23 protein-coding genes are annotated in these 24069 nt (G+C 72.4%); 7 read left to right on the plus strand and 16 right to left on the minus strand.

Translation table 11 applies throughout. The features are described from left to right. Positions 1-117: 117 nt before the first annotated feature. The 5 genes from OG698_RS34255 to OG698_RS34275 form a co-directional block, all read right to left on the minus strand. Positions 118-768 (minus strand): response regulator, encoded by a 651-nt coding sequence (locus OG698_RS34255; protein ID WP_406107629.1) that lies wholly within the window; start codon positions 766-768, stop codon positions 118-120. Further along, positions 765-2060 (minus strand): sensor histidine kinase, encoded by a 1296-nt coding sequence (locus OG698_RS34260; protein ID WP_406107631.1) that lies wholly within the window; start codon positions 2058-2060, stop codon positions 765-767. The genes OG698_RS34255 and OG698_RS34260 overlap by 4 nt, the downstream gene beginning before the upstream one ends. Then, positions 2057-3067 carry a hypothetical protein gene (locus OG698_RS34265; RefSeq protein WP_406107632.1) on the minus strand — a complete coding sequence of 337 codons (1011 nt, stop codon included), beginning with the start codon at positions 3065-3067 and terminating at the stop codon, positions 2057-2059. Before OG698_RS34265 ends, OG698_RS34260 begins: the two co-directional genes overlap by 4 nt. A 116-nt stretch (positions 3068-3183) precedes the next feature. Then, positions 3184-3654, minus strand: a complete 471-nt coding sequence (locus tag OG698_RS34270; protein ID WP_406107633.1) for a GNAT family N-acetyltransferase — start codon at positions 3652-3654, stop codon at positions 3184-3186. After that, positions 3654-4427 (minus strand): IclR family transcriptional regulator, encoded by a 774-nt coding sequence (locus OG698_RS34275; protein WP_100592459.1) that lies wholly within the window; start codon positions 4425-4427, stop codon positions 3654-3656. The genes OG698_RS34270 and OG698_RS34275 overlap by 1 nt, the downstream gene beginning before the upstream one ends. 134 nt (positions 4428-4561) lie before the next feature. On the opposite strand from OG698_RS34275, the gene OG698_RS34280 reads away from it, so the two are divergent. The 4 genes from OG698_RS34280 (at position 4562) to OG698_RS34295 (ending at position 8773) form a co-directional block, all read left to right on the plus strand. Next, a complete protein-coding gene (locus tag OG698_RS34280; protein ID WP_406107635.1) occupies positions 4562-6094 on the plus strand; it encodes an aldehyde dehydrogenase (NADP(+)) in 1533 nt (510 codons plus the stop codon). Positions 6095-6163: 69 nt separating this feature from the next. Then, entirely contained in the window at positions 6164-6772 is a 609-nt protein-coding gene (locus OG698_RS34285) for a DUF1349 domain-containing protein (RefSeq protein ID WP_100592461.1), read from the plus strand. Positions 6773-6888: 116 nt separating this feature from the next. After that, complete coding sequence (locus tag OG698_RS34290) at positions 6889-7605, plus strand: DsbA family oxidoreductase (RefSeq protein WP_356274805.1); 717 nt, start codon at positions 6889-6891, stop codon at positions 7603-7605. A 115-nt stretch (positions 7606-7720) separates the two neighbouring features. Continuing rightward, entirely contained in the window at positions 7721-8773 is a 1053-nt protein-coding gene (locus OG698_RS34295; protein WP_406107637.1) for an aminotransferase class V-fold PLP-dependent enzyme, read from the plus strand. A gap of 82 nt (positions 8774-8855) precedes the next feature. On the opposite strand, the gene OG698_RS34300 is transcribed toward OG698_RS34295, so the two are convergent. Beyond that, complete coding sequence (locus tag OG698_RS34300) at positions 8856-9356, minus strand: MarR family winged helix-turn-helix transcriptional regulator (RefSeq protein WP_406107638.1); 501 nt, start codon at positions 9354-9356, stop codon at positions 8856-8858. Between the two features lie 179 nt (positions 9357-9535). Between OG698_RS34300 and OG698_RS34305 the strand changes: the two genes are divergently transcribed. Beyond that, positions 9536-10603 (plus strand): alkene reductase, encoded by a 1068-nt coding sequence (locus tag OG698_RS34305; protein ID WP_406107639.1) that lies wholly within the window; start codon positions 9536-9538, stop codon positions 10601-10603. 325 nt (positions 10604-10928) lie between these two features. On the opposite strand, the gene thpD is transcribed toward OG698_RS34305, so the two are convergent. From thpD to OG698_RS34330, 5 genes are all read right to left on the minus strand, one after another. Continuing rightward, positions 10929-11822 carry an ectoine hydroxylase gene (thpD, locus tag OG698_RS34310; protein ID WP_406107641.1) on the minus strand — a complete coding sequence of 298 codons (894 nt, stop codon included), beginning with the start codon at positions 11820-11822 and terminating at the stop codon, positions 10929-10931. Between the two features lie 5 nt (positions 11823-11827). Further along, positions 11828-12226, minus strand: coding sequence for an ectoine synthase (locus tag OG698_RS34315; RefSeq protein WP_100592467.1), 399 nt, complete (start codon positions 12224-12226; stop codon positions 11828-11830). 60 nt (positions 12227-12286) lie between these two features. Next, a complete protein-coding gene (gene ectB / locus OG698_RS34320) occupies positions 12287-13558 on the minus strand; it encodes a diaminobutyrate--2-oxoglutarate transaminase (protein ID WP_406107643.1) in 1272 nt (423 codons plus the stop codon). A gap of 97 nt (positions 13559-13655) precedes the next feature. Continuing rightward, the gene (ectA, locus tag OG698_RS34325) at positions 13656-14150 is read right to left on the minus strand and encodes a diaminobutyrate acetyltransferase (RefSeq protein ID WP_406111462.1); all 495 of its coding nucleotides are present in this window, start codon (positions 14148-14150) and stop codon (positions 13656-13658) included. A 385-nt stretch (positions 14151-14535) separates the two neighbouring features. Next, the gene (locus OG698_RS34330) at positions 14536-15654 is read right to left on the minus strand and encodes a pyridoxal-phosphate-dependent aminotransferase family protein (protein ID WP_406111463.1); all 1119 of its coding nucleotides are present in this window, start codon (positions 15652-15654) and stop codon (positions 14536-14538) included. A gap of 110 nt (positions 15655-15764) precedes the next feature. Here OG698_RS34330 and OG698_RS34335 point away from each other — a divergent pair, with 110 nt between their 5' ends. Continuing rightward, complete coding sequence (locus OG698_RS34335) at positions 15765-16859, plus strand: amidohydrolase family protein (RefSeq protein ID WP_406107644.1); 1095 nt, start codon at positions 15765-15767, stop codon at positions 16857-16859. Positions 16860-17193: 334 nt separating this feature from the next. Beyond that, complete coding sequence (locus OG698_RS34340) at positions 17194-18126, plus strand: SCO1860 family LAETG-anchored protein (RefSeq protein WP_406107646.1); 933 nt, start codon at positions 17194-17196, stop codon at positions 18124-18126. Between the two features lie 76 nt (positions 18127-18202). Here OG698_RS34340 and cobC read toward each other — a convergent pair whose 3' ends face one another. The 5 genes from cobC to cobM are packed head-to-tail and all read right to left on the minus strand — an operon-like array spanning position 18203 to position 24047. Then, positions 18203-19261: an Rv2231c family pyridoxal phosphate-dependent protein CobC gene (gene cobC / locus OG698_RS34345; protein WP_406107647.1), complete on the minus strand. Its 1059-nt coding sequence runs from the start codon at positions 19259-19261 to the stop codon at positions 18203-18205. Beyond that, entirely contained in the window at positions 19251-20183 is a 933-nt protein-coding gene (locus tag OG698_RS34350; RefSeq protein WP_384251911.1) for a sirohydrochlorin chelatase, read from the minus strand. Before OG698_RS34350 ends, cobC begins: the two co-directional genes overlap by 11 nt. After that, the gene (gene cobJ / locus OG698_RS34355) at positions 20180-21928 is read right to left on the minus strand and encodes a precorrin-3B C(17)-methyltransferase (RefSeq protein WP_406107649.1); all 1749 of its coding nucleotides are present in this window, start codon (positions 21926-21928) and stop codon (positions 20180-20182) included. Before cobJ ends, OG698_RS34350 begins: the two co-directional genes overlap by 4 nt. Beyond that, entirely contained in the window at positions 21925-23223 is a 1299-nt protein-coding gene (gene cbiE, locus OG698_RS34360; RefSeq protein ID WP_406107650.1) for a precorrin-6y C5,15-methyltransferase (decarboxylating) subunit CbiE, read from the minus strand. Before cbiE ends, cobJ begins: the two co-directional genes overlap by 4 nt. Beyond that, a complete protein-coding gene (cobM, locus tag OG698_RS34365) occupies positions 23220-24047 on the minus strand; it encodes a precorrin-4 C(11)-methyltransferase (protein WP_406107652.1) in 828 nt (275 codons plus the stop codon). The genes cbiE and cobM overlap by 4 nt, the downstream gene beginning before the upstream one ends. Between the last annotated feature and the right edge of the window lie 22 nt (positions 24048-24069).

The raw sequence follows: 24069 nt of genomic DNA on the forward strand, positions 1-24069 counted from the left end.
CCCGCACAGAAGACGAGCGGCCGGGAGTGAATCGTTCCGTTCCGGCCCGGTTTCTCAGTGAATCCTCATCAAGAGACCCGCGTCACGCCGACCCGGACGCGGCCGCTGTCGCGAGGCTCACGCCTTCATGAAGCCGCCCTCGTACGCCGCGATCACGGCCTGTGTACGGTCCCGGGCCCCGGTCTTCGCCAGGACCGCCGCCACATGCGTCTTCACCGTGGCGGGGCCCACCCCCATCCGCCGCGCGACCTCCGCGTTGGTCAGGCCCGACGCCATGTGCCGCAGCACCTCGCTCTCGCGGCCCGTGAGCCGCGCCACCCACGCGGCCGCCGCGGGCCCGGCGTGCCCGTACTCCGCGGCGAGGGCGCGCACGGCCGCGGGGAAGAGCAGGGAGTCGGTGTGCGCGACGAGGCGCACCGTCTGCACGAGCGCGTCCGCCTCGGCGCGCTTGAGGAGGAACCCGGCGGCGCCCGCGCGCAGTGCCTCGTACACGTAGGCGTCGTTCTCGAAGGTCGTGACCACGACGATGCGCGGGGGCGCGGCCATCGACCCGAGGATCTGTTCCGTGGCGCGTATGCCGTCGGTCTCCGGCATGCGTACGTCCATGAGGACCACGTCGGGCGCCAGCTCGCGCACCACGGACACCGCCTCGGCGCCGGTCGCCGCCTCGCCCACGACCTCGATGCCGTCCTCGGCGGACAGGATGGCGCGCAGGGCGCTGCGCACCATGCGCTCGTCGTCGGCGAGGACGACACGGATCGCGGTCATGGGGTGGTTCCTCTCGTGCGGTTCCTCGTGCGGTTGCCTCGTGCGTTCGCCTTCAGGGGCAGCCGTACCGACACCCGCCACGTACCGTCCGCAGGGCCGGCCTCGGCCGCGCCGCCCAGCAGCCGGGCCCGGTCCGCGATGCCGCGCAGCCCGTGGCCGCCGCCGGGGCGGGCGCGCGGCGGGTGCGGCGGCAGCGGGTTCTCGGCGGTGATCAGCAGGTCGTCGCCGTCGCGCGCCAGACGCAGAGTGAGGGACGTGCCCGCGTGCCGCAGTGCGTTGCTCAGCACCTCCTGCACGATCCGGTACGCCTCACGGGACACCAGCGGCGGCAGCGCGGCCGGGTCCAGGGCCACGACATCCGCCTGTACGCGCAGGCCGCCGGCCCGCGTGCGGCTCAGCAGCCCGTCCAGGTCGGCGGCGAGGGCCGGTGCGGGCGCCGTGGACGCGGGGTCGCCCGCCTCCCGCAACACGCCCAGTACGGCGTCGAGTTCGCCCACCGTGCGCCGCGTGGTGTCCTCGATCGCCGCGAGGGCCTCACGGACGAACTCCGGGTCGTGGTCGAGGACACGGCGGGCCGCGCTTGCCTGGAGGGTGACCGCGCTCAGGGCGTGGCCCACCGAGTCGTGCAGCTCGCGCGCCAGCCGGTTGCGTAGGGCGAGGTCGGCGGCGCGCCGCTCGGCCACGGCGAGCCGGTCCGCCGGGGTCGGCCCGAGGAGCACGGGCGCCCACCGCGCCAGGAGGGCGCCGGCCACCGCGGCGCAGCCCGCGAGCGCCACCAGCATCGCCACGCCCGCGACGGGCGCGAGCGCCAACGCCCAGGCGTGGTGCAGGACTTCGGGCAGCGCGAGGGCCGAGTCACGCAGCCCGGCGAACAGGGGAAGGGCGATCAGGGTCGCCGCGAAAGGGGGCAGCGCGAGCGTCATCCCGCTGAGCACCCCGCCGAACCCGAGGTGCAGCGTGAACCAGGCGACGGTCCGCCCGCGTGCGGCGCGGCTGTGGGGCGGCCCGTCGGCGAGCGCGTCGCCCGGCACCCCGCACAGCGCGCGCACCGCAGCCACCGAGATCGGCCGGGTCAGCGGGAACAGTGCGGTGACCGCGGCGAGCGGCAACCCCACGGCGAACGAGCCGAGTTGGAGCGTCAGTGAGCTGAAGACATCGCTCACGCCGGTGAGCGGCCCGATGACGACCGAGCCCACCAGGACGTACGGCATGGCGAGTGCGCCGCCAAGGATCAGATGGATCCACCGCCTGCGCGCCCGCCGCCCGAACAGGGCGCTCCAGAAACCCTTCATGAGGCCGTACGTCGCTCCGTGCGGCCCGCGAGGAAGCGCACGCCGACGGCGGCGACGAGGATCCCGACGACCATCTGGACAGCGTAGGTGAGGTTCATGACCGGCGTCGGCCGCCGGGTGATGTCGTCGACGCCGGCGAGGGAGGCGAGCGCGAGCCAGCCGCCCCAACAGGCCACGGCCCCCGAGCCGAGCCACGCGAGGGCCAGCGGCAGTTTCACCGGCAGGCCGCCGCCGCGCCGGAAGGCGAGAGCCAGCGCGCCGAGCACGGCGGCGGCCAGGAAGAACACGTCCGTCGCCTCGAGGACGTAGAAGTCACTTGTACGGTCCGCGATCCGGACGGAGTTGAGGCCCGTGGTCGCGCCGCACGCCCACAGCAGGTGCAGGGTCAGGGGGAACAGGGCCAGCACCGCGGCGGCGACCGCGAGGATCCGCCGGGCGGCGTCGGCCGGGGGAGGCGGCAGCTCCCGGACCGGGCCGCGCCACGTGTGGCCCCAGCGGTCGCGCGCGTACAGGGCGAACAGGGTGCCGAGGGCGAGCCCTTGGAGGATGAAGCCGGTGTAGACGACCCCGAACACCCACTCGTCGAGGAAGGGTCCGCCCTTGGACCCGCCGTGGTTCACGGAGCCGCCGAAGGCCCTGACCAGCAGCTGGAGCGGGTACCCGGTCATGATCGGGGCGAGCAGCCCGGTCGCCACCCACATCGGGAACACGAGGAGCCAGGCCGGGACGCGCCGCCCCCACGGCCGGGTCAGCAGCAGCGCGAGGACGATCACGAAGCTGTCGAGCAGCACGCTGAGGCTGTTGGCCACGACCATCGATGCGCGGTGGTCGAGGAGCGAGCTGCCGTCGGGGATCCCGAGGTGGCTCCCGCCGATCCAGGCGATCTTGAGCGTGAGGTACGGCAGGCACGACACCACGGCGACCGCCCGCAGCACGCGCCTGAGCCTGCCACTGCGGAGTGCCGGTCGGGGAGCGGTACGGGAGCCAGGAGCGGCTGTCTGCGTCATGCCCCCACGCTCCCGCGCCGCCCGCGCCCGCACGTCGTGCCCACAGCCGATCCGCCTCCGCCGCACGGGGGAGACCACGGCCGCGGCAGGCGCACGGGGCACCCGCCATGTACCGCTTACGCGTCGAGCACCAGCACGTACTCGGGAATTTCCTTCCCGCGCGCGTGGGCGAAGCCCGAATCCTGGCCGGTCACGCGGAAACCGCACTTCTCCAGGACGCGCAGCGAGCCGATGTTGTCGGTCGCGGCGCGTGCGTGCAGCGGGCGCTCCGGGACCTCGGCGAGCAGCGCGCGGAGCGCCGCCGTGGCGAGTCCGCGCCCCCAGTGCGTGCGGTCGATCCAGTACGTGACCTGGAGATCGCCCGGCTCCCCGTACACGGCTGCGCTCCCCACGAGTTCGCCGTCGGCGACGACGGCGCGCACCACGTCGGACGACGAACAGATCCGCTTCCAGTGCGCCTCGAAGTGGCCCCAGTCGGACCCCCTGGGGGAGACGAACGCGGCGACGCGGGCCGCCTCCGGGTCGTTCATGTGCCGGAAGAAGGCGCGGATGTCACTCTCCTCGACGGCACGCAGCGCGACCTCCATCAGAGCCTCCGCGTCGCCAGCGTCAGCCGGTCCCGGGCGTCGAACAGCGCGTCCTTCACCATCTGCTCGTGCGCGGGGGTCAGGCGCGCCACCGGCACCGAGCAGCTGATCGCGTCACGCGCCGGTGTGCGGTACGGGATCGCGACGCCGAAGCAGCGAAGCCCCAGCGTGTTCTCCTCGCGGTCCACCGCGATGCCCTGCTCGCGCACCGTGTGCAGCTCCTCGATGAGCTTCTCGCGGTCGGTGATGGTGTGCTCGGTGAGCGCCGGGAGCGTCTCGGGGAGCATCTTGCGGACCTGCTCGTCGGTGTGGGTCGCGAGCAGTGCCTTGCCGAGGGAGGTGGAGTGCGCGGGCAGCCGGCGGCCGACGCGGGTGAAGGGCCGCAGATAGTGCTGCGACTGGCGCGTGGCGAGATAGACGACGTTCGTGCCGTCGAGGCGCGCCAGGTGGATCGTCTCCGTGGTGTCGTCGGAGAGCCGGTCGAGGGTGGGGCGGGCCGCGGCCACCACCTCGTCGCCGTCGATGTACGACGTGCCGACGAGCAGGGCGCGTACGCCGATGCCGTACCGCGTGCCCGTCGCGTCCGTCTCCACCCAGCCGAGCTCGACGAGCGTGCGAAGGAGCATGTACAGGCTGGACTTGGGGTAACCGACCGCTTCCTGGACGGCCGCCAGGGAGTGCATTCCGGGTCGGCCCGCGAAGTATTCGAGCAATTCCACGGTCCGTACCGCGGACTTGACCTGAGCCCCGCCGCCCGTCTCACCTGCCGACATTCCCTTGACCCCTTCGTTCGACCAGAATTAGTGTCCTGAGTCCGTAGCGTATTCATCATCAGGGACAGCGTTCAGCATATCGAACAGCTGCTGTTCATTGTCAGGTGAGCGGCACAAATCTGGAGGAACCCGCGGTGGCAGCAGCACCAGTCTGGAGTGTCGACCCCCGAACCGGGAAGCAGCGGGAGCAGGTTGCGGTGGAAGCCACAGCCGAGGAGGTGGACCAGGCGGTCCGCGCCGCGCACGCCGCCACGGGCGCCCTCGCGGACCGCACCGTGCGCGCCGCCTTCCTGCGCAGCGCCGCCGAGCTCCTCGACGCCTCCAAGGACCACCTGGTGGAGGCCGCGGACGCGGAGACCGCGCTCGGTCCCGTCCGCCTCACCGGTGAACTCGCCCGCACCAGCTACCAGTTGCGTGCCTTCGCGGACATCGTCGACGAGGGCGCCTTCCTGGGCATCGTCATCGACCACCCGGACGACTCGGCGACCCCGCCGATCCCGGACCTTCGTCGCTACAAGGTGCCGCTGGGCGTCGTCGCCGTCTACTCGGCGTCGAACTTCCCGTTCGCCTTCTCCGTGCCCGGCGGCGACACCGCGAGCGCGCTCGCCGCGGGCTGCCCCGTCGTCGTCAAGGCCCACCCCGACCACCCGGCCACCTCCGAACTGGTCGCCTCGGTGCTGCGCAGGGCCGCCGCCCAGCACGGTATTCCGGAGGGCGTACTCGGCCTCGTCCACGGCTTCGAGGCGGGCGTCGAGCTCGTGAAGCACCCGCTGGTCTCGGCCGCCGGATTCACCGGTTCCGTACGGGGCGGGCGCGCCCTGTTCGACGCGGCGGCCGCCCGCCCCGTGCCGATCCCCTTCCACGGCGAACTCGGCTCCCTCAACCCCGTGGTCATCACGGCGGAGGCCGCGGCCGAGCGTGCCGAGCAGATCGGCGCCGGGCTCGCGGGCTCCATGACGCTCGGCGTCGGCCAGTTCTGCGTGAAGCCCGGCCTCGTCTTCGCGCCCAACGGTGCCGACGGCGACCGCCTCGTCAAGTCCCTCACCGACGCCGTCAGCGACACCGACGCGGGTGTGCTCCTCGACCACCGCATGCGTGACAACTTCGTCGCGGGCGTCGCCGAGCGCGCGGAGCTGCCCGACGTGGACGCCCCCGTGACCCCGGGCGCGGGCAGCGAGCACACCGTCAGTCCCGGCTTCCTCACGGTCCCGGCCCAGCGCCTGGCCACCGACGGCGGCGACCACGACCTCCTCCTGGAGGAGTGCTTCGGTCCGGTGACGGTCGTCGCCCGCTACGAGTCCGACGCCGAGGTCACCTCCGTGCTCTCGCGGCTGCCCGGCAACCTCTCGGCCACCGTCCACCTGTCCGAGGGCGAGGCCGCGGGCCAGGGGCGCGGCGCCGAGATCCTCGCCGAGCTCACCCCGCTCGCGGGCCGCGTCCTGGTCAACGGCTGGCCCACCGGCGTCGCCGTCGCCCCCGCCCAGCACCACGGCGGCCCGTACCCGGCCACGACGTCCACGTCGACGTCCGTGGGCGGCACCGCCGTCGAGCGCTGGCTGCGCCCGGTCGCGTACCAGAACACCCCCGAGGCACTCCTGCCGCCGGAGCTGCGCGACGACAACCCGCTGGGCCTGCCGCGCCGCTACGAAGGCCGCCAGGAACTCTGAACCCGCCCGCCCCTCACCGGGGAGCGCCCCTCACCGGGAAGCCCGACCCGCACCTGGAAAACTGACCCGATGGACATCGAACTCCCCGAACTCCCGTTCCCGCTGCGCACCTACGGCCCCGACGGGCACTGGTCGTACGAGGACGGGGTGCTCACCGGCTGGGCCGGACCCCGCCAGGACCGCTTCGTGCCGCCCACCGGCACGGCCCTGGACCCGGCGTCCGACGCGCCCCGCCTGCTCGGGGCGCCGAAGGGCGACTTCCAGCTGCTCGCCCGCGTCACGGTCGGCTTCACCGCCGCCTTCGACGCGGGCGTGCTCTATCTGCACGTCGGCGAGCGTGAGTGGGCCAAGCTCTGCCTGGAGCGCTCGCCCGACGAGCCGACCGTCTGCACCGTCGTCACGCGCGGCCACTCCGACGACGCGAACGCGTTCGTCGTGGGCGGCAGCACGGTGTGGCTGCGCATCAGCCGCACCGGTTCGGCGTTCGCCTTCCACGCCTCGCCGGACGGCGAGAAGTGGACCTTCGTCCGGATCTTCTCGCTGGGCGACGAGGAGTCCGCGGGCGCGGCCCTGGTCGGCTTCATGGCGCAGGCCCCGGTCGGTGACGGCTGCGTCGTCACGTACGAGGCCATCGAGTTCCGCCCGAGCTGGCCGCAGGGACTGAAGGACGGTTCCTGACACCTCGGGAACCCAGGGGCACCCGACCGCCCGGCCCGGGGAATGAGCCGCCGGAGCCGGGCGTTGAAGGGGGTCGCAGGGCACACCCTGCGCCGTACGAATCTGGAGTGACCCCCATGCGCGTCGAGATCTGGTCCGACATAGCCTGCCCCTGGTGCTACGTCGGCAAGGCCCGCTTCGAGAAGGCCCTGGCCGCCTTCCCGCACCGTGACGGTGTCGAGGTGGTCCACCGCTCCTTCGAGCTCGACCCGACGCGCGCCAAGGGCGACAGCGGACTCGTCATCCCGATGCTCGCGCAGAAGTACGGCATGACCGAGGACCAGGCGCAGGCCGCCGAGCGCAACCTCGGCGAGAACGCCGCCTCCGAGGGCCTCGCCTACCTCACCGAGGGCCGCGACCACGGCAACACCTTCGACATGCACCGCCTCCTCCACTTCGCGAAGGAGCAGGGCCGCCAGGACGAGCTGATCGGCCTCCTGTACCGAGCGAACTTCGCCGACGAGCGGTCCGTCTTCGCCGACGCCGACGAGTACCTGATCGGCCTTGCCGCCGAGGCCGGACTCGACGCCGACGAGGCCCGCGCCGTCCTCGCCGACCCCGCCCGGTACGCCGACGACGTGCGCGCCGACGAGCGCGAGGCCGCCGAGCTCGGCGCGAACGGCGTGCCCTTCTTCGTCCTCGACCGCAAGTACGGCGTCTCCGGCGCCCAGCCCGCCGAGGTCTTCGCCCAGGCACTGGAGCAGGCGTGGGGCAGCCGCTCGCCGCTCCAGGTCATCGACAGCGGCGACGCCGAGGCCTGTGGCCCGGACGGATGCGCGGTCCCGCAGAACTGACACGGGCCGCGGGAGCGGCACGCAGCCCCGGGAGCAGCACTTATTAGAGACGCTTAGGGGTACTGCTCAACAACGCGCAATGGACCGATAGTTGGCCAGGCGGCACAGTGGACCCATGGAGACTCTCGATCACGCGCTCGTGCGCGCCGAGTTCGCACCCGTCACCAGCTATCTGAACACCGCGAGCAGCGGGCTGCTCCCGTCCCGCACGGTGGCGGCCATGACGGACGCGGTCGCCTCCGTCGCGGCCGGCCGCCCCGCCGACATGTTCGCGGACGTCGAGGCCGCCCGCGCCGCCTTCGCCCGGCTCGCCGGGGTTCCGGCCGACCGGGTGGCGGCCGGCGCCTCGGTGGCCGTCTACACCGGAGTCATCGCCGCCTCGCTCCCGGCGGGCGCCGAGGTCCTCACCGCGCAGGACGACTTCAGCTCCACCGTGAACCCCTTCTACGTACGCGGCGACCTCAAGGTCCGCACCGCGCCCCTGGAGGGGATCGCCGACGCCGTTCGGCCCGGCACCGCGCTGGTCGCCGTCAGCGCGGCCCAGTCCGCCGACGGACGCGTCGCCGACCTGCCCGCGATCCGCGAGGCGGCACGCGCGCACGGCGCCCGCACCTACATCGACTTCTCCCAGGCCGCGGGCTGGCTACCTGTCGACGCGGACGCGCAGGACTACACGTCCGCCGTCGCCTTCAAGTGGCTCCTGTGCCCGCGTGGCGTGAGCTTCCTCGTCGTTCCGGAGGACATGGGATCCCTCAGCGCGGTCTTCGCGGGCTGGGTCGCGGGCGAGCGCCCGTGGGACAGCTGTTACGGACCCGTCGAGGAGCTCGCCCACTCCGCGCGGCGGTTCGACGAGAGCCCCAGCCTCTTCTCGTACGCGGGCGCGCGGCACTCCCTGGCGCTCATCGAGGAACTCGGCGTCGACGCGATCCGCGCCCATGACCTCGCCCTGGCGGAGCGCTTCCGCGCGGGCCTCGCCACGCTTGGCCACGAGCCCGTGCCCGCGCCGGGCTCGCCCGTGGTCTCCGTCCCGGGCCTCGGCGCACGGCAGCCGGAGCTGAGCCGGGCCGGCATCGAGGTCTCCGACCGCGCGGGCAACCTGCGGGCGGCCTTCCACCTGTACAACACGGATTCCGACGTCGACCGGCTCCTTGAGGCGCTGTCGGGCTGAACCTGCCGGCGCCGACCCTGCCCGTCGGGCCTGCTCCGGCCTCCGCCACCCGTCCGGAGCGGGCCCGCCCGCAATCCCCGGATCACCCGTCGGCCGGCTCCGCCCCCGGGCAGCTCGCCGGATCCGTGCACAAATTCGCCTCGACCTTGGTGAGCAGCCGCAGGAGTTCGGTCCGCTCCTCCTTGTCGAGGCCGCGCAGCGTGTGGTCCTCCAGGTCGCCCCACTTGTGCTGCACGTCGCCGAGCAGACCGCAGCTGGCGTCCGTCGTCTCCACGAGCACGGCCCGCCGGTCGCGCGGGTCGGGGGAGCGGCGTACATGACCGGCCTGTTCGAGCCGCTGGAGCATCTTCGTCACCGTGGACGGGTCCAGGTCGACCGCCTTGATGAGCTCCGACTGGCGCACAGGCCCCTTGTCCCACAGGTGCATCATCAGGAACTCCTGGCCCGGATAGAGGCCGAGCCCCCGCAGCAGCTTGCCCGCGGTGATCCGGTGCAGCCGCGCCACGCGCGAGAGCGCATGGCTGACGGGACCGCAACGGGCGGCCTCGGGCAGGTGCTCACTACAGGCTGGCTCGTCCGTCATGGCGACTCCTGATCGGTTCCGGCCTCGCCGTGGAGTCCGGTCTCTCCACGGGGGTTCGGTCTTCACACAGAGATTACCTTGGTCGGCCAATGAATGGGGTTACAGTGGTGCACGGCTCAATTACTTGGCCGACCACATATTGGTCGGCGTTACGTTGCCTGCCCTTGGATGGAGTAGCCATGACCACCGCCTTCGACCCGATCGACCTCTCCGGCGTCCAGCTCGCCAACCGCATCGCCATGGCCCCGATGACCCGCAGCCGGGCCGGCGAGGGCGGCACCGCCACCGACCTGACCGCCGAGTACTACGCGCAGCGCGCCTCGGCCGGCCTGATCATCACCGAGGGCATCCAGCCGTCCGCCGTCGGGCAGGGCTACGCATGGACCCCGGGCCTGCACAGCGACGAGCAGATCGCCTCCTGGCGCAAGGTCACCGACGCCGTGCACGCCAAGGGCGGCACGATCTACGCGCAGATCATGCATGCGGGCCGGATCGGCCACCCCGTGCTGCTGCCCGAGGGGGAGACCCCGGTCGCCCCGTCCCCGGTCGCCCCGGCGGGACAGGTCTTCACCACCGAGGGCATGAAGGACTTCACCACCCCGCGCGCGCTGACCGGCGACGAGGTCCGCGCCACCATCGCCGACTTCGCCACCGCCGCCCGCAACGCGATCGAGGCCGGCTTCGACGGCGTGGAGCTGCACGGCGCCAACGGCTATCTCATCCAGCAGTTCCTCGCGCCCAACACCAACCTGCGCGACGACGAGTGGGGCGGCAGCGTGGAGAACCGCATCCGTTTCGCCGTCGAGGTCGTCAAGGCCGTCGCCGCCGAGATCGGCGCCGAGCGGACCGGGCTGCGGATCTCGCCCGGCAACCCGTACAACTCCATCGAGGAGAGCGACCCGGCGCCGACGTACACCGCGCTGGTCAAGGAGATCGAGCCGCTCGGCATCTCCTACCTGCACGTCCTCGAGGGCTCCGACATCCGCGAGCTGACCCTGGAGCTGCGCAAGCAGTTCTCGGGCACGTTCGTCATCAACGTCCTCAGCGACGGGCCCACCGGGCACGGCGACCTCTCGGTGATCGAGGACGGCATCGCCGACATCATCACGTTCGGCGCGCTCTTCCTCGCCAACCCCGACCTGCCGTCCCGCCTGAAGACGCAGGGTCCGTACAACACCCCGGACCCGGCCACGTTCTTCGGCGGCGACGCGAAGGGCTACACGGACTACCCGGCGCTCACCGGCTGATCCCGTCCGCCTGACCGCTTCCGCATACGCGAGTTGAGGCGGCCCCCGACCGGGAGCCGCCCCAACTGTGCGTGTACGAAGGTCACTTCACCGGCGTGAAGTCCCGCGCCCCGATGCTGTGTCTTTCGGGGGGCGACCGCCGAACCTCCAGCCGGGAACAGTGCTACCTCACCGGGGTGAAGTCCCGCGCCCCGATGCTGTGTCTTTCGGGGGGCGACCCCCGAACCTCCAGCCGGGAACAGTGCTACCTCACCGGGGTGAAGTCCCGCGCCCCGATGCTGTGTCTTTCGGGGGGCGACCCCCGAACCCCCAGCCGGGAACAGCGCTACCTCACCGGCGTGAAGTCCCGCGCCCCGATGAACTCGGGCCGTCGCACCGGAGCCGCGAACGGCTCCACCGCCGTGTTCTCCACGCTGTTGAACACGATGAAGACGTTCGAGCGCGGATACGGGGTGATGTTGTCCCCGGAACCGTGCATGGCGTTGCAGTCGAACCATGTCGCCGAGCCCGCGCTGCCCGTGAACAGGCGGATGCCGTGCAGGTCCGCGAACTTGGTCAGCGCCTCGTCCGACGGCGTGCCCGCGTCCTGCATCTGGAGGGACTTCTTGTAGTTGTCCCTCGGCGTCTCGCCCGCGCAGCCCAGGAACGTCCTGTGCGACCCCGGCATGATCATCAAGCCGCCGTTGGTGTCGTAGTTCTCGGTCAGCGCGATCGAGACGGACACGGTCCGCATGTTCGGCAGGCCGTCCTCCGCGTGCCAGGTCTCGAAGTCGGAGTGCCAGTAGAAGCCACTCGCCCCGAAGCCCGGCTTCACGTTGATCCGTGACTGGTGGACGTACACGTCCGAGCCGAGGATCTGCCGCGCCCGGCCCACGACCCGCTCGTCGCGCACCAGCTTCGCGAACACCTCGCTGATCCTGTGCACCTCGAAGACGGACCGCACGTCCTGCGACGTGGGCTCGACGACGGAACGCTCGTCGGCCTTGACCGCCGGATCCGTGATCAGCCGGTTCAACTCGGCCTGGTACGTGCCGATCTCGTCCGGCCCGATCAGCTCCTCGATCGCGAGGAAGCCGTCCCGCTCGAAGCCCGCGAGGTCCGACTGGGGGATCGGACCGCGCGCGCCCGGCGGCGACCAGACGACGGGGTCGACGCGGGGCGTCGCCACCTCGGAGACGCCGCGGGTCGGGTAGAGGTCGGTACGTGTCTCCGTGCTCATAAGGGTCAGGCCTCCTCGGTCAGCAGCGGGTAGACGCCGTTCTCGTCGTGGTCCTCCCGTCCGGTCACGGGAGGGTTGAACACGCACACGCAGCGGAAGTCGGTCTTGGGGCGCAGGGTGTGGCGCTCATGGCCGTTCAGGAGGTACATCGTGCCCGGCTCGATCCAGTGCTTCTCGCCGGTCTCCTTGTTGGTGAGCTCGGCCTCGCCCTCGACGCACAGCACGGCCTCGATGTGGTTGGCGTACCACATGTCGGTCTCCGTGCCCGCGTAGAGGATCGTCTCGTGCAGTGAGAAGCCGACCTTCTCCTTGGCAAGGACGATGCGCTTGCTCTCCCAGGTGCCGGTCGCCGACTTCACGTGCCGGTCGGTGTTCTCGATCTCCTTGAACGAACGGACGATCACGGTGAGTTGCTGCCTTTCTCTTCTACGTGGTGAGGGGGCGCCTGCCCGCTCGAGCGGAAATCAGGCGGTCTCGCGCACGGCCCGGGTGAGCGTGCGCAGTCCCTCTTCCAGCTCCTCGGGCGTGATCGTCAGCGCCGGAAGCAGCTTGACGACCTCGCTCTCGGGGCCGGAGGTCTCGATGAGCAGACCGAGCTCGAAGGCGCGCTTGGCGACCTTGCTCGCCCGGTCCTTGTCGCGGAATTCCAGGCCCCACACCAGGCCGCGTCCGCGGTACTCGACGGTGTCGTCGCGGAACTCGTCGCGGAGCGCGCCGAGGGCCTCGTCAATCTGCTGGCCGCGGGCGAGCGTCTGCTTCTCCATGGCGGGGCCGTCGGTCCAGTACGCCTCCAGGGCGGCGGCGGCCGTCACGAACGCGGGGTTGTTGCCGCGGAACGTGCCGTTGTGCTCGCCCGGCTCCCAGACGTCGAGTTCCGGCTTGAACAGGCACAGGGACATGGGGAGCCCGTACCCGCTGATGGACTTCGACACGGTCACGATGTCCGGTGTGATGCCCGCCTCCTCGAAGGAGAAGAACGCACCGGTGCGGCCGCAGCCCATCTGGATGTCGTCGACGATCAGGAGCATGTCCCAGCGCTTGCAGACATCGGCCAGCTTGCGCAGCCACTCCGCGCGGGCGACGTTGATGCCGCCCTCGCCCTGCACCGTCTCGACGATCACGGCGGCGGGCGTGTTCAGGCCCGAGCCCGAGTCCTCCAGGAGGCGCTCGAACCAGATGAAGTCCGGGGTCTGCCCGTCGAGGTAGTTGTCGAACGGCATCGGGGTGCCGTGCACCAGCGGGATGCCGGCGCCCGCGCGCTTGAAGGCGTTGCCGGTCACCGCGAGGGAGCCGAGCGACATGCCGTGGAAGGCGTTCGTGAACGACACGATCGACTCGCGGCCCTTGACCTTGCGGGCCAGCTTCAGGGCCGACTCGACGGCGTTGGTGCCCGTCGGGCCCGGGAACATGACCTTGTAGGGCAGGTCGCGCGGGCGCAGGATGATGTTCTGGAACGACTCGAGGAAGGCGCGCTTCGCCGTTGTCGACATGTCGAGCCCGTGCGTGACGCCGTCGCGCTCCAGGTAGTCGATCAGGGCGCGTTTGAGGACCGGGTTGTTGTGCCCGTAGTTGAGCGATCCCGCGCCCGCGAAGAAGTCGAGGTACTCGTGTCCGTCCTCGTCGAACATGCGGCTGCCCTGCGCCCGGTCGAAGACGGTGGGCCAAGCACGGCAGTAGCTGCGCACCTCCGACTCAAGGGTCTCGAAGACGCTCAGGTCCGGCTGGGTGATGGTCACAGCGAATCTCCTGGGAGATGGGAGTGGGGGTGGCGTGGAAGTGGTCGTGCGGTCTGCGGTCCTGCGCTGCAGAGAAGTGATGGGGGCCGGTCGTGGGTCAGACGATCGGCCCGATGCGGTGGAGCACCTCGGGCTCGTGCCCGTCGTCCGGGAAGAGGCCCACGTCGAACAGCACCGTCTGTGCGACCTGTGCGCCGTTACGGCGCGCGAACGAGGCGAACAGGCGCTGCGAGGCGGTGTTGTCGGGCGAGATCGTCGTCTCGAGCACGGTCGTCGCGCGGTCGGCGGCGACCTTCGCCCAGAGCCCGTCGAGCAGTGCCCCGGCCAGACCGCGCCCCCGGTGCGCATGGTCGACGGCCACCTGCCACACCACGAGGGTGCGCGGGTTCTCCGGCCGGATGTACCCGGTGATGAACCCGGCGACGGAGCCGGCGGCGTCCCGCGCCACGACGGACGTGGCGGCGAAGTCCCGGCACCACAGCAGATAGCTGTACGAGGAGTTGAGGTCGAGCACCTTCGAGTCGCGGGCGATACGCCAGATTGCGGCTCCGTCGGCCACCTCGGGCCGATCGATCCGCAGGCTCTCGGGCATTTCCAGGAATTGCGCGGTCATGTGAATTCAATTTACCGAGCAATTTCTGGGATTGCATCGCGAGCAGGGGTTACGTAAACGACCCTTCTGTGTTATCGCGCGGGTGGGGGTGCGCACGCGAGATCTGGAGGGTATGTACTGATTCGACTGGGGCAAAATACGCAAATCGCGTAGGGTGTGGAGTGCGTCACAGCGGCGTAACCCGGACGAGACGCGTCCGAATTACGCCGTTTCCCGTTGTTGAAATCTTAGTGTTTACGTCCCCGGAAAGCGGGCAGAAGAATATGGGAAGCTGCGCTGAGAAATGCGCGAGAATTGACTCGGAAAAGAAAAGAAGGCGCCACCCCATTGAAGGGGCGGCGCCTCACTTTGTGAAGTCGCGGGACTACAGGGGCTGCACCCAGGCCGCCGCGACGGCCCTGCGCGCGCCCTCCAGGTCCACCGGCGCGCCGGCCCCCTCAATCTCGGCGAGCGCGCCGCCGAGCGCCGCGAGCGAGGACTGCACGACGCCCCGGGTGGCCTGCGGGCCGTAGTGATTGACGCGGATCATCTCCTTGGCGAGCGCCCCGCCGCCGGCCACCAGCGGCAGCACCGGGTCCACCGCCAGCGCCCGCGCGACCAGTTCCGAGGCGTCGATCCCCGCCGGGGCGCGCAGCGTCGTCGCCACCGGCGCCGCGTCCCGCGCCTCGTACACGTACGGCTCGATGCCGCCGCCCAGCGCGAGCGCACCCGCCCGCGTGGCCGCGGCAGCGGCGGCGTGACGGGCCGTCAAAGCGTCGAGGCCCTCCGCGTCGATGCGCTCGACGCACGCCTCCAGAGCGAGCATCTCCAGCTGCGCCGGAGCGTGCAGGAGCGCCTTGCGCCCGCCGTCGATCCAGCGGTGCTTCCAGTCGAGCAGCGACAGGTACGAGTGGCGCGGCGCCTGCGGGTTGGACTCCATCCGCTCCCACGCCCGCGCGCTGACGGACACCGCGGAGACGCCCGCCGGGCCGCCCATGGCCTTCTGCGCGCCGATCACGCACAGGTCCACGCCCCACGCGTCGGGCAGGACCGGCTCGGCGGCGATCGACGCCACCGCGTCCAGGTAGAACAGCGCGCCGTGCTCCCGCACCACCTCGCCGATCTCGGCGACCGGGTTCGTGTTGCCGGTCGCGGCCTCCGCGTGCACGAGCGAGACGAAGTCGGTCTCGGGGTGCTCGGCGAGCGCGTCGCGCACCTGCTCGGCCGTCACGGCGGTGTGGAACGGGACCGCCAGGTCGTGCACCGTCGCGCCGCTGTCCCGCAGCCAGTCGCCGAAGGTCTGTCCGTAGGGGCCCGTGATGATGTTCAGGGCCACGGTGCCGGGGCGCGCGGTGCCACGGATCGCGCCTTCGAGGGGCAGCAGCGCCTCGCCCTGCATGATCACGACGTCCTGCGAGGTGTCGAGCAGCCCGGCCACGCGCCGCTCGATGGAGGCGAAGTGCTCGGCGCTCAGGGGGGCCAGGTCAAGAAAAGGGTGGGTCACGATCGTGCTCTCTTCGCTCTCTTCGCTCACGTCGCCCGTGATCTTCGTTCACGAGTTCGTACGGCGGGCTGCCGTTCCGAGCGTACCCACCGGCCTCATAGGCTTCCGACATGAGTGAGCGCGCGGTGCTGCACGTGAAGGGGCGGGTCCTCGTCGGGCCCGAGGACGTCAGGGACGAGCTGTGGGTCGTGGGCGGGCGGGTGACGTACGACCGGCCTGCCGGGCCCGGCCTCGACATCACCACCGTCGACGGGTGGGCCATGCCCGGACTCGTCGACGCGCACTGCCATGTCGGCCTGGACACGCACGGCCCGGTGCCCGCCGACGTCGCCGAGAAGCAGGCCCTCACCGATCGCGAGGCCGGCACGCTCCTGATCCGCGACGCGGGCTCCCCCTCCGACACCCGCTGGATCGACGACCGCGAGGACCTGCCCAGGATCATCAGGGCCGGGCGGCACATCGCCCGCACCCGCCGCTACATCCGCAACTACGCGCACGAGATCGAGCCGCCCGAGCTGGTCGCCTACGTGGCGCGGGAGGCGAAGCGCGGCGACGGCTGGGTGAAGCTGGTGGGCGACTGGATCGACCGGGACGCGGGCGACCTGACCGCGTGCTGGCCCCGCGAGGAGGTCGAGGCCGCCATCGCTCAGGCGCACCGGCTCGGCGCACGCGTCACCGCCCACTGCTTCGCCGAGGACTCGCTGCGCGACCTCGTCGAGGCGGGCATCGACTGCATCGAGCACGCGACGGGCCTCACCGAGGACACCATCCCGCTGTTCGCCGAGCGCGGCGTCGCGATCGTCCCGACCCTCGTCAACATCGCCACGTTCCCGCAGATCGCGGCGGCCGGCGAGACCAAGTTCCCCCGCTGGTCGGCCCATCTGAACCGCCTGTACGAGCGCCGCTACGACACGGTGCGCGCGGCGTACGACGCCGGGGTGCCGGTCTACGTCGGCACCGACGCCGGCGGTTCACTCGCGCACGGCCTGGTGGCCGGGGAGGTCGCCGAACTGCTCAAGGCCGGACTCCCGGCCGTGGACGCGCTCTCCGCGACGGCGTGGGGCGCCCGCGCCTGGCTCGGTCGCCCCGGCCTCGAGGAGGGCGCCTCGGCCGACCTCGTGGTCTACGAATCGGACCCCCGCGCCGACGTACGGGTCCTGGCCTCGCCCCGGCGCGTGGTGTTGCGCGGCCGCATCGTGGGCTGAACCGGCCGCTGGCGGACGCGGGTTGACGGAACGTGACGCCGACGCCCGCCCGCTCGTTGCACATCACTCGTGCGCGCCCGCGCGGCCGACCGGCGCGTTCGGCAAGCGCCGGTCGACCGGGTGACAACAGTGGGGCAACAGGGAACAGCCGAGCCCAAAGATTCGAAGACCAGCTCGGAAACCCCACTTTGGAGTGAACTCACGTCAGGTCGCTGCCCGTTCACTCTCAGTGCGTAAAGATTCCCTCCATCGAGGCCGACGGCGCGCCCCAGCGATGTCCCCCATGGCGGGGCGGGGCCGACGGCTCCAATTCTCTCGTGGGGGTCCCATCAGCATGCCCAGCACCACCTTCCGCGCGCCCGCCCGCCGCCTCGCCGCGTCGGCAGCCGCCACGGCCCTGGCAGTCGCCCCGGCGCTGCTCGCCACCGCGGGCACCGCGCACGCGACGGGCGGCCACGGCGGCAGGTCGAGCGCCGTCGTCCTGCGCACCGGCCTGAATGTCTCCCTGCTCAACAAGACCGTGAACGTCCCGCTCACGGCCACGCTCAATGAGGTGCAAGCCCCCGCCAGTGCCGAGAAGACCGCCCTCACCGTCAAGCTGGACGGTGTCGACCGCGGGCGGCCGTTCAGCGTCCTTCGGGCGGACGTGGCCACGGCGAAGGCCACCGTCGACGAACACAAGGCGGAGGGGTACAGCAACCTCGCCCACGCCAAGGTCCACATTCCGGGCCTGCCGCTGCTCTCGCTCATCGAGGTCGGCCAGGTCACGTCGAAGGCGGTCTGCGAGACGGGCAAGCGGCCCGTCGCCGAGTCGAACGTCCTGGGCGGCGTCACGGTCCTCGGCAAGAAGGTGACGCTCTCGGCGGGCGGCACCACCGAGGTGAAGGTCCCCGGCGTCGGAGAGGTCAGGCTCGACCTCTCGAAGACGCACACCACATCCCGTACGGCTGCTGCCTCGGCGCTCGAACTGAAGGTGTCCGTCAACCCGCTCAAGCTGAACGTGGCGGAAGTGGAGGGCACGGTGACCCTCGCCGGCGCGACCTGCGAGACGCCCGCGGCGGCGCCCTCGCAGAAGCCCCCGGCCAAGCCGGCCGACGACGTGAAGCCCCAGGGCGGCGCCGCCGAGCCGATCGCCAAGCCCGCCGCCAAGGCGGACCTCGCGGAGACCGGGGGGAACTCGATGACGCCGTACATCGCGGGCGGTGCCATCGTGCTGCTGGTCGCCGGTGGCGGAGCCGTCGCCGTCGCCCGGCGCGGGCGCTCCTGACCCGAGGGCCCGAGGGGGGACCGGAGGGGAGCGGGTGGGCGGGAGTCGGGGACTCCCGCCCACCCGCATGCGCCCCTCAGACGCTCGTCAGCGCCTGGTCGAGGGCCTGGAGGAACCGGCCCGTGGTCGCCCTGTCCCGCACCGCGAGACGCAGCCAGTCCGTGCCGAGGCCCGGGAACGTGTCGCCGCGCCGCACCGCGAAACCCCGCTCCCGCAGCCGCGCGCGCAGCGCCGCCGCCCCGGGGGCCCGCACGAGGACGAACGGACCCTCCGCGGGACCCGCCACCGACACGCCCTCCGCCGCGAACTCCGCGAGCCCCGCGACCAGATGGGCCCGGTCCGCCGCGATCCGGTGCGCCGCGTGCGCCGCCTCCGCGAGGGCGCGCGGCGACACACACGCCTCGGCCGCGGCCAGCGCCGGCGTGGACACCGGCCACAGCGGCTGCGCCCGCTCCAGCTCCGCGATCGTGTCCGGCTCCGCCAGCACGTAGCCGATCCGTAGCCCCGCCAGCCCCCATGTCTTCGTCAGGCTGCGCAGCACCACGAGCCCCGGCACGTCGCTCCGGCCCGCGAGGGCCTCCCGCTCGCCGGGGACCGCGTCCATGAATGCCTCGTCCACCACCAACACCCGCCCGGGACGGGCCAGTTCAGTGATGAGCGCGGCCGGGTGCAGGACCGACGTCGGGTTCGTCGGATTGCCGATCACCACCAGGTCCGCGTCCTCGGGCACGGCCGCCGGGTCGAGCCGGAAGCCGTCCTCCTCGCGCAGCAGCACCCGGTCCACGGCATGTCCCGCGTCCCGCAGCGCCGCCTCCGGCTCCGTGAACTGCGGGTGCACGACCACCGGGTGACGGACCTTCAGGGCGCGGGCGAGCAGCACGAACGCCTCCGCCGCCCCCGCCGTGAGCAGCACCCGCTCCACGGGAAGCCCGTGCCGGCGGGCCACCGCCTCGCGGGCCGCCCGCCCGTCCGGATAGGCGGCGAGCCCGCCGAGCGAGTCCGCGATGTGCTCGCGCAGCCACACCGGGGGGGTGTCCGCGCGGACGTTCACCGCGAGATCCGTGAGGTCCGCACCCGTGCCGCGGACCTCCGCGTCGCCGTGGTGGCGCAGATCGTGACCGTCGTCAGTGCGCATGCGAGTGCGAGTGCCCGTGGCCGTGCGCGTGGCCGTGGCCGTGGTGGTCGCCGTCGTCGTCCGGGTGGAAGTGCGGCTGCTGCGGAAGCCCCACCTTGTCCTCGAAGCCCGGCAGCGCGATCCGGTACACGCAGGTGTCGCAGTTCATCCGCAGATCGCCGCGGACGGCCTCCTCGTACCGCTCCATGACCAGGTCGATCAGCTCCGGCTCCGGGCCGATCACGTCGGCGGAGAGCACCTCGACGTCCGGGTGGGCCGACGCCCAGCCCTCCGTCTGCTGCCGCACCCGGTCCGGCAGGATCCCCGTGAACAGGAAGTACGGCAGGACGACGACGCGCCGCGCGCCGAGCTTCACGCACCGGTCGAGGCCCGACGGCACGTCCGGCGCGGCCAGCGACACGAACGCCGTCTCCACGCCCGCGTAACCGCGGCCCTCCCACAAAAGCCGCGCCGCCTTGTGCACCTCGGCGTTGGCGTCCGGGTCCGTCGAGCCGCGGCCCACGAGCAGGACCGTCACATCGGCCCGGTCCTCCGGCGTGCGCGCCCCGCCGCCCAGCGCCTCGTCGAGACGCCGCTCAAGCACCTGGAGCAGCGACGGGTGCGGACCCAGCGGACGCCCGTACGTGTAAGAGATCCCCGGGTGCCGCTCCTTCTCACGGGCGAGCGCCGCCGGGATGTCGCCCTTGGCGTGCCCCGCCGACACCAGCATCAGCGGCACCGCCGCGAAGCGGCGCACCCCGCGCTCCACGAGCTCGCCCACCGCCTCCGTCAGCGGCGGCGGCGACAGCTCGATGAAGCCGCCCGCCACGGGCAGGTCGGGACGGCGGCGGCCGAGCTCCCTGACGAAGTCGCGGAAGGCTTCGGCGCCGGCCTCGTCGCGGGTGCCGTGTCCGGCGATGAGCAGAGCGGGAGGGGTGGTCACGAGGACTCCTTACGGGTGGTGCTGGTGGTGTTGTCGGGAGCGGCGGCGGCCGGCTGCTGCCAGCGGTAGCCGCGCGGGGTGACCATGCGGCCCGCGATCCGCCGCGTGGCCGTGTTGCCGACGGTGACGACGGTCATCATGTCGACCCAGGCCGGGTCGAGTTCGCCGAGCGTGGTCAGCCGGCTCGACTCGTCGGCGCGGGACGCGTTGCGCACCACGCCCACGGGCGTGCCCGGCTCGCGGTGCCCGGCGAGAATGCCGAGGGCCTTCGGCAGCTGCCAGTCGCGGCCCCGGCTGCGCGGGTTGTAGAACGTGACCACGATGTCCGCCTCGGCCGCCGCACGCACCCGGCGCTCGATGACCTCCCACGGTGTGTGCAGGTCGGACAGGCTGATCGAGACATGGTCGTGGCCGAGCGGCGCGCCCAGGATCGCGGCCGCCGCGAGTGCGGCCGTCACACCCGGTACGCCCACCACGTCGATGTCGTCGGAGGCCTCGGCGAGCGCGGGTGACGCCATCGCGTACACGCCCGCGTCCCCGCTGCCGATCAGCGCGACGGCCTGCCCCTTGCGGGCCTCGGCGACCGCCGTGCGGGCCCGCTCCTCCTCGGCGCCGAGCCCGGACTCCAGGATCCGGGTGCCGGGCCGCAGGAGGTCCCTGATCTGGTCGACGTACTGGTCGAGGCCGACGAGTACGGACGCGGCGCGCAGCTCGTCGCGGGCGCGCGGCGTCACCAGGTCACGGGCGCCGGGGCCGAGCCCGACGACGGCGAGCCGGCCGCGCGGCGCGGAACGCACGACGGCGCACGTCGCCATGGCCGGCTTCCCGTCGGCGCGCACCGACTTCCGCTTCGGTACGAGGAGTTCACCGCCGGCGACCAGCGCGGCGGCCTCCGCCACGGAGGGTGTGCCGACGGCGTCGAGCGGCGCGTCGGACGGGTTCGGCACGGCGACGTCGGCGAGGGTCTCGGCGCCGTAGGTCACGACGGGCACACCCAACTGCTCGGCGGCCTCGACGATGCCCGGCTCACCGGCCTTGGCGTCGACGGTTGCGAGCCGCGCCACGGACAGCGGCGAGAGCCCGGCGTCCCGCAGCGTCTCGCGTACGAGCCCGAGCACCTCGTCGACCGGGGCGCCCTTGCTGGCGCCGACGCCCACGACGAGCGACGGGGGCCGCAGGACGACCTCGCGGTCGGCGGGCTCCACGGCGCGGTCGGTGACGCGGATCGTGTGCGCGGCCACCTGGTCCGGCGCGACATTTCCCGGCAGCGCGGGCAGCGGGTGGGCCAACTCGGCGTGCAGGGCGACCGGTTCACCGTCGAGGACCGCCCGGGTGACGGAGGCGACGTCACCCTCGACGGGCAGGCCGAGCGTGTCGAGCCCCGGCACGTCCACCGCGTCCGTCGCCGTGGTCACCACCGGCTCGGCCTCCAGGACGGCGGCCACCTCGCGCGCGAGCGCGTTCGCCCCGCCCTCGTGCCCGCCGAGCAGCGACACCGCGAACCGCCCGGCCTCGTCGACGCACACCACGCCCGGGTCCACGTGCTTGTCCCGCAGCAGCGGCGCGACGAGCCGGACCACGGCCCCCGTCGCCAGGAAGCACACCACCTGCTCGCACTCCGTGAACGCGCGCCGTACGGCGTCCCCCACAGAACCCTCGTACACGCGCGTACGCGACGGCCACGCCGACGCGAGCCGGTCGCGGGACACCGCCCCGGCCGCCGTGGCGGAAATCAGGCCGATCACTCAACTACTCCTTCGTTCAAGGAAGTCACGGAAGACAAGGAAGTCGCGGAAGTGGCGCTCTCCGTATCGGGCCGTACGCCCCACACCAGGAACACCGGATTGGCCGCGGCGAGCCGCGAGACGTCGCCCGGCAGCGGCGCGAGCCGGGACGACTGGAGCAGCACCCCGTCGGTGACGAACCCGGCCGCGCCCAGTGCGTCCCGCACCGCGGCCACCCGGTCCACCGCCGCCACCGCGACCACCACGGACCGTCGCGTGCGTCGGGCGCACGCCGTCACGATCGCGGTCAGCTCACGCCCGCCCCCGCCGATGAACACGGCGTCGGGGTCGGAGAGATCGGACAGGACGGTGGGCGCCGCGCCGTGCACGACGCGTACGTCGACACCGTGGGCGGCGGCGTTGTCCCGGATCCGGGACACGCCGTCCACGGTCTTCTCGACGGCCACGGCCGCGGCACCGAACCGCGCGCATTCCACGGCGACCGAGCCGGAACCGGCCCCGATGTCCCACACCAGGTCGCCCGGGCGCGGCCCGAGCCGAGCGAGCGCGAGCGCCCGCACCTCGAACTTGGTGATCATGGAGTCTCGGTGCTCGAACTCGCCCTCGTCCAGGGCCCACCGGGACGGGGGGCGGCCGGGACCCGCGAGGGTGCGCACCGGTGCGAGCACCCGCTTCTCGTCCAGGCACAGCACCACGCTCACCGCGTCGCCCCAGTCACGGGCGGCGGCCTCCGACGGCGTGACGCGTTCAAGACTCTCGTGCTCGGGGTCGCCGAGGCGGGACGCGACGACGAGCACGCGGTCGGCGCCGCGGTGCGCGAGTTCGGCGCCCAGCTCGGCGGGGCCCGCGCCAGGACCCGTCAGGACGGCGGTCTTGGGGTGCGCGCGGCACACGTTGATCGCGGTCCGCAGGTCACGGCCGTGCGCGCTGACCACCGCCGCGTCGTCCCACGGAAGGCCGACGCGCGCGAACGCCGTCGCCACCGACGACACCCCCGGCCGCACGTCGAGCGCCGCGGACCCGAACCGCTCGGCGAGCGCCCGCACGATCCCGAAGAACCCGGGATCGCCGGACGCCAGCACCGCGACACCCTGACCCTTCTCGTTCTCGATGTATCGCTCGACCGAGTCCAGCGCCGGAGCCAGCGGCCCGAGCACGACCCGCTCCGCCCCGGGAGCCAGCAGCGCCTCGGCCGCGTCGAGATGACGCCGCCCGCCGACGACGAGAGCGGCGGACGACAGGGCCGGATCCGGGGACAGCGGCGCCCCCGTCCCCGTACCGAAGACCGTGATCACGACTGGGCCTGTGCGGACTTCCCGGCCCGCAGCGCCGCCCGCGCCTCGGGGTCGGCCTTGCGGAAACCGTGGAAGTGGCCCGGGTGGTAGAGGTGCGAACGCGTGCCCTCCGCGTCCAGGGCCGGGCCGACCAGGAACAGCGTGTGCTTCCACAGCTTGTGCTGCTTCACGGTCTCCTCCAGCGTGCCGATCGTGCACTTCACGATCAGCTCTTCCGGCCAGGTCGCCTGGTACGCGACGACGACCGGCGTCGACGTCGGGTAGCCGCCCTCCAGAAGCTCACGCACCAACTGCCCGCTGCGCGCCGCCGACAGGAACAGCGCCATCGTCGTGCCGTGCCGCGCGAACTCCCGCACCTCCTCGCCCGGAGGCATCGGCGTCTTGCCGCCGCCGAGCCGCGTCAGGATCACGGACTGCGCGACCTCGGGGATCGTCAGCTCGCGCTGGGCGAGCGCGGCCACCGCCGAGAACGACGAGACACCCGGGATCACCTCCGTCGCGATACCGAGCCGCGCGCACCGGTCGACCTGCTCCTGCGTGCCGCCCCACAGCGCCGGGTCCCCGGAGTGGATGCGCGCGACCCGCAGCCCGTCGCGGTGCGCCCGCTCGTACACGGCGACGACGTCCTCCAGGGACATCGTCGCCGAGTCCAGGATCTCCGCGCCCTCGCGCGCGTGGTCGAGGACCTCCTCCTGCACCAGGCTGGCCGCCCAGATGACGACATCGGCGTCCGCGATGGCGCGCGCGGCGCGGAACGTGAGCAGATCGGCGGCGCCGGGCCCGGCACCGACGAAGGTCACCTTGCCGGTGGTTGCTTCGGGCATGACTGGGGTCCTCTCGGGGATG

This window comes from Streptomyces sp. NBC_01003, assembly GCF_045162695.1.
Classification (GTDB): domain Bacteria; phylum Actinomycetota; class Actinomycetes; order Streptomycetales; family Streptomycetaceae; genus Streptomyces.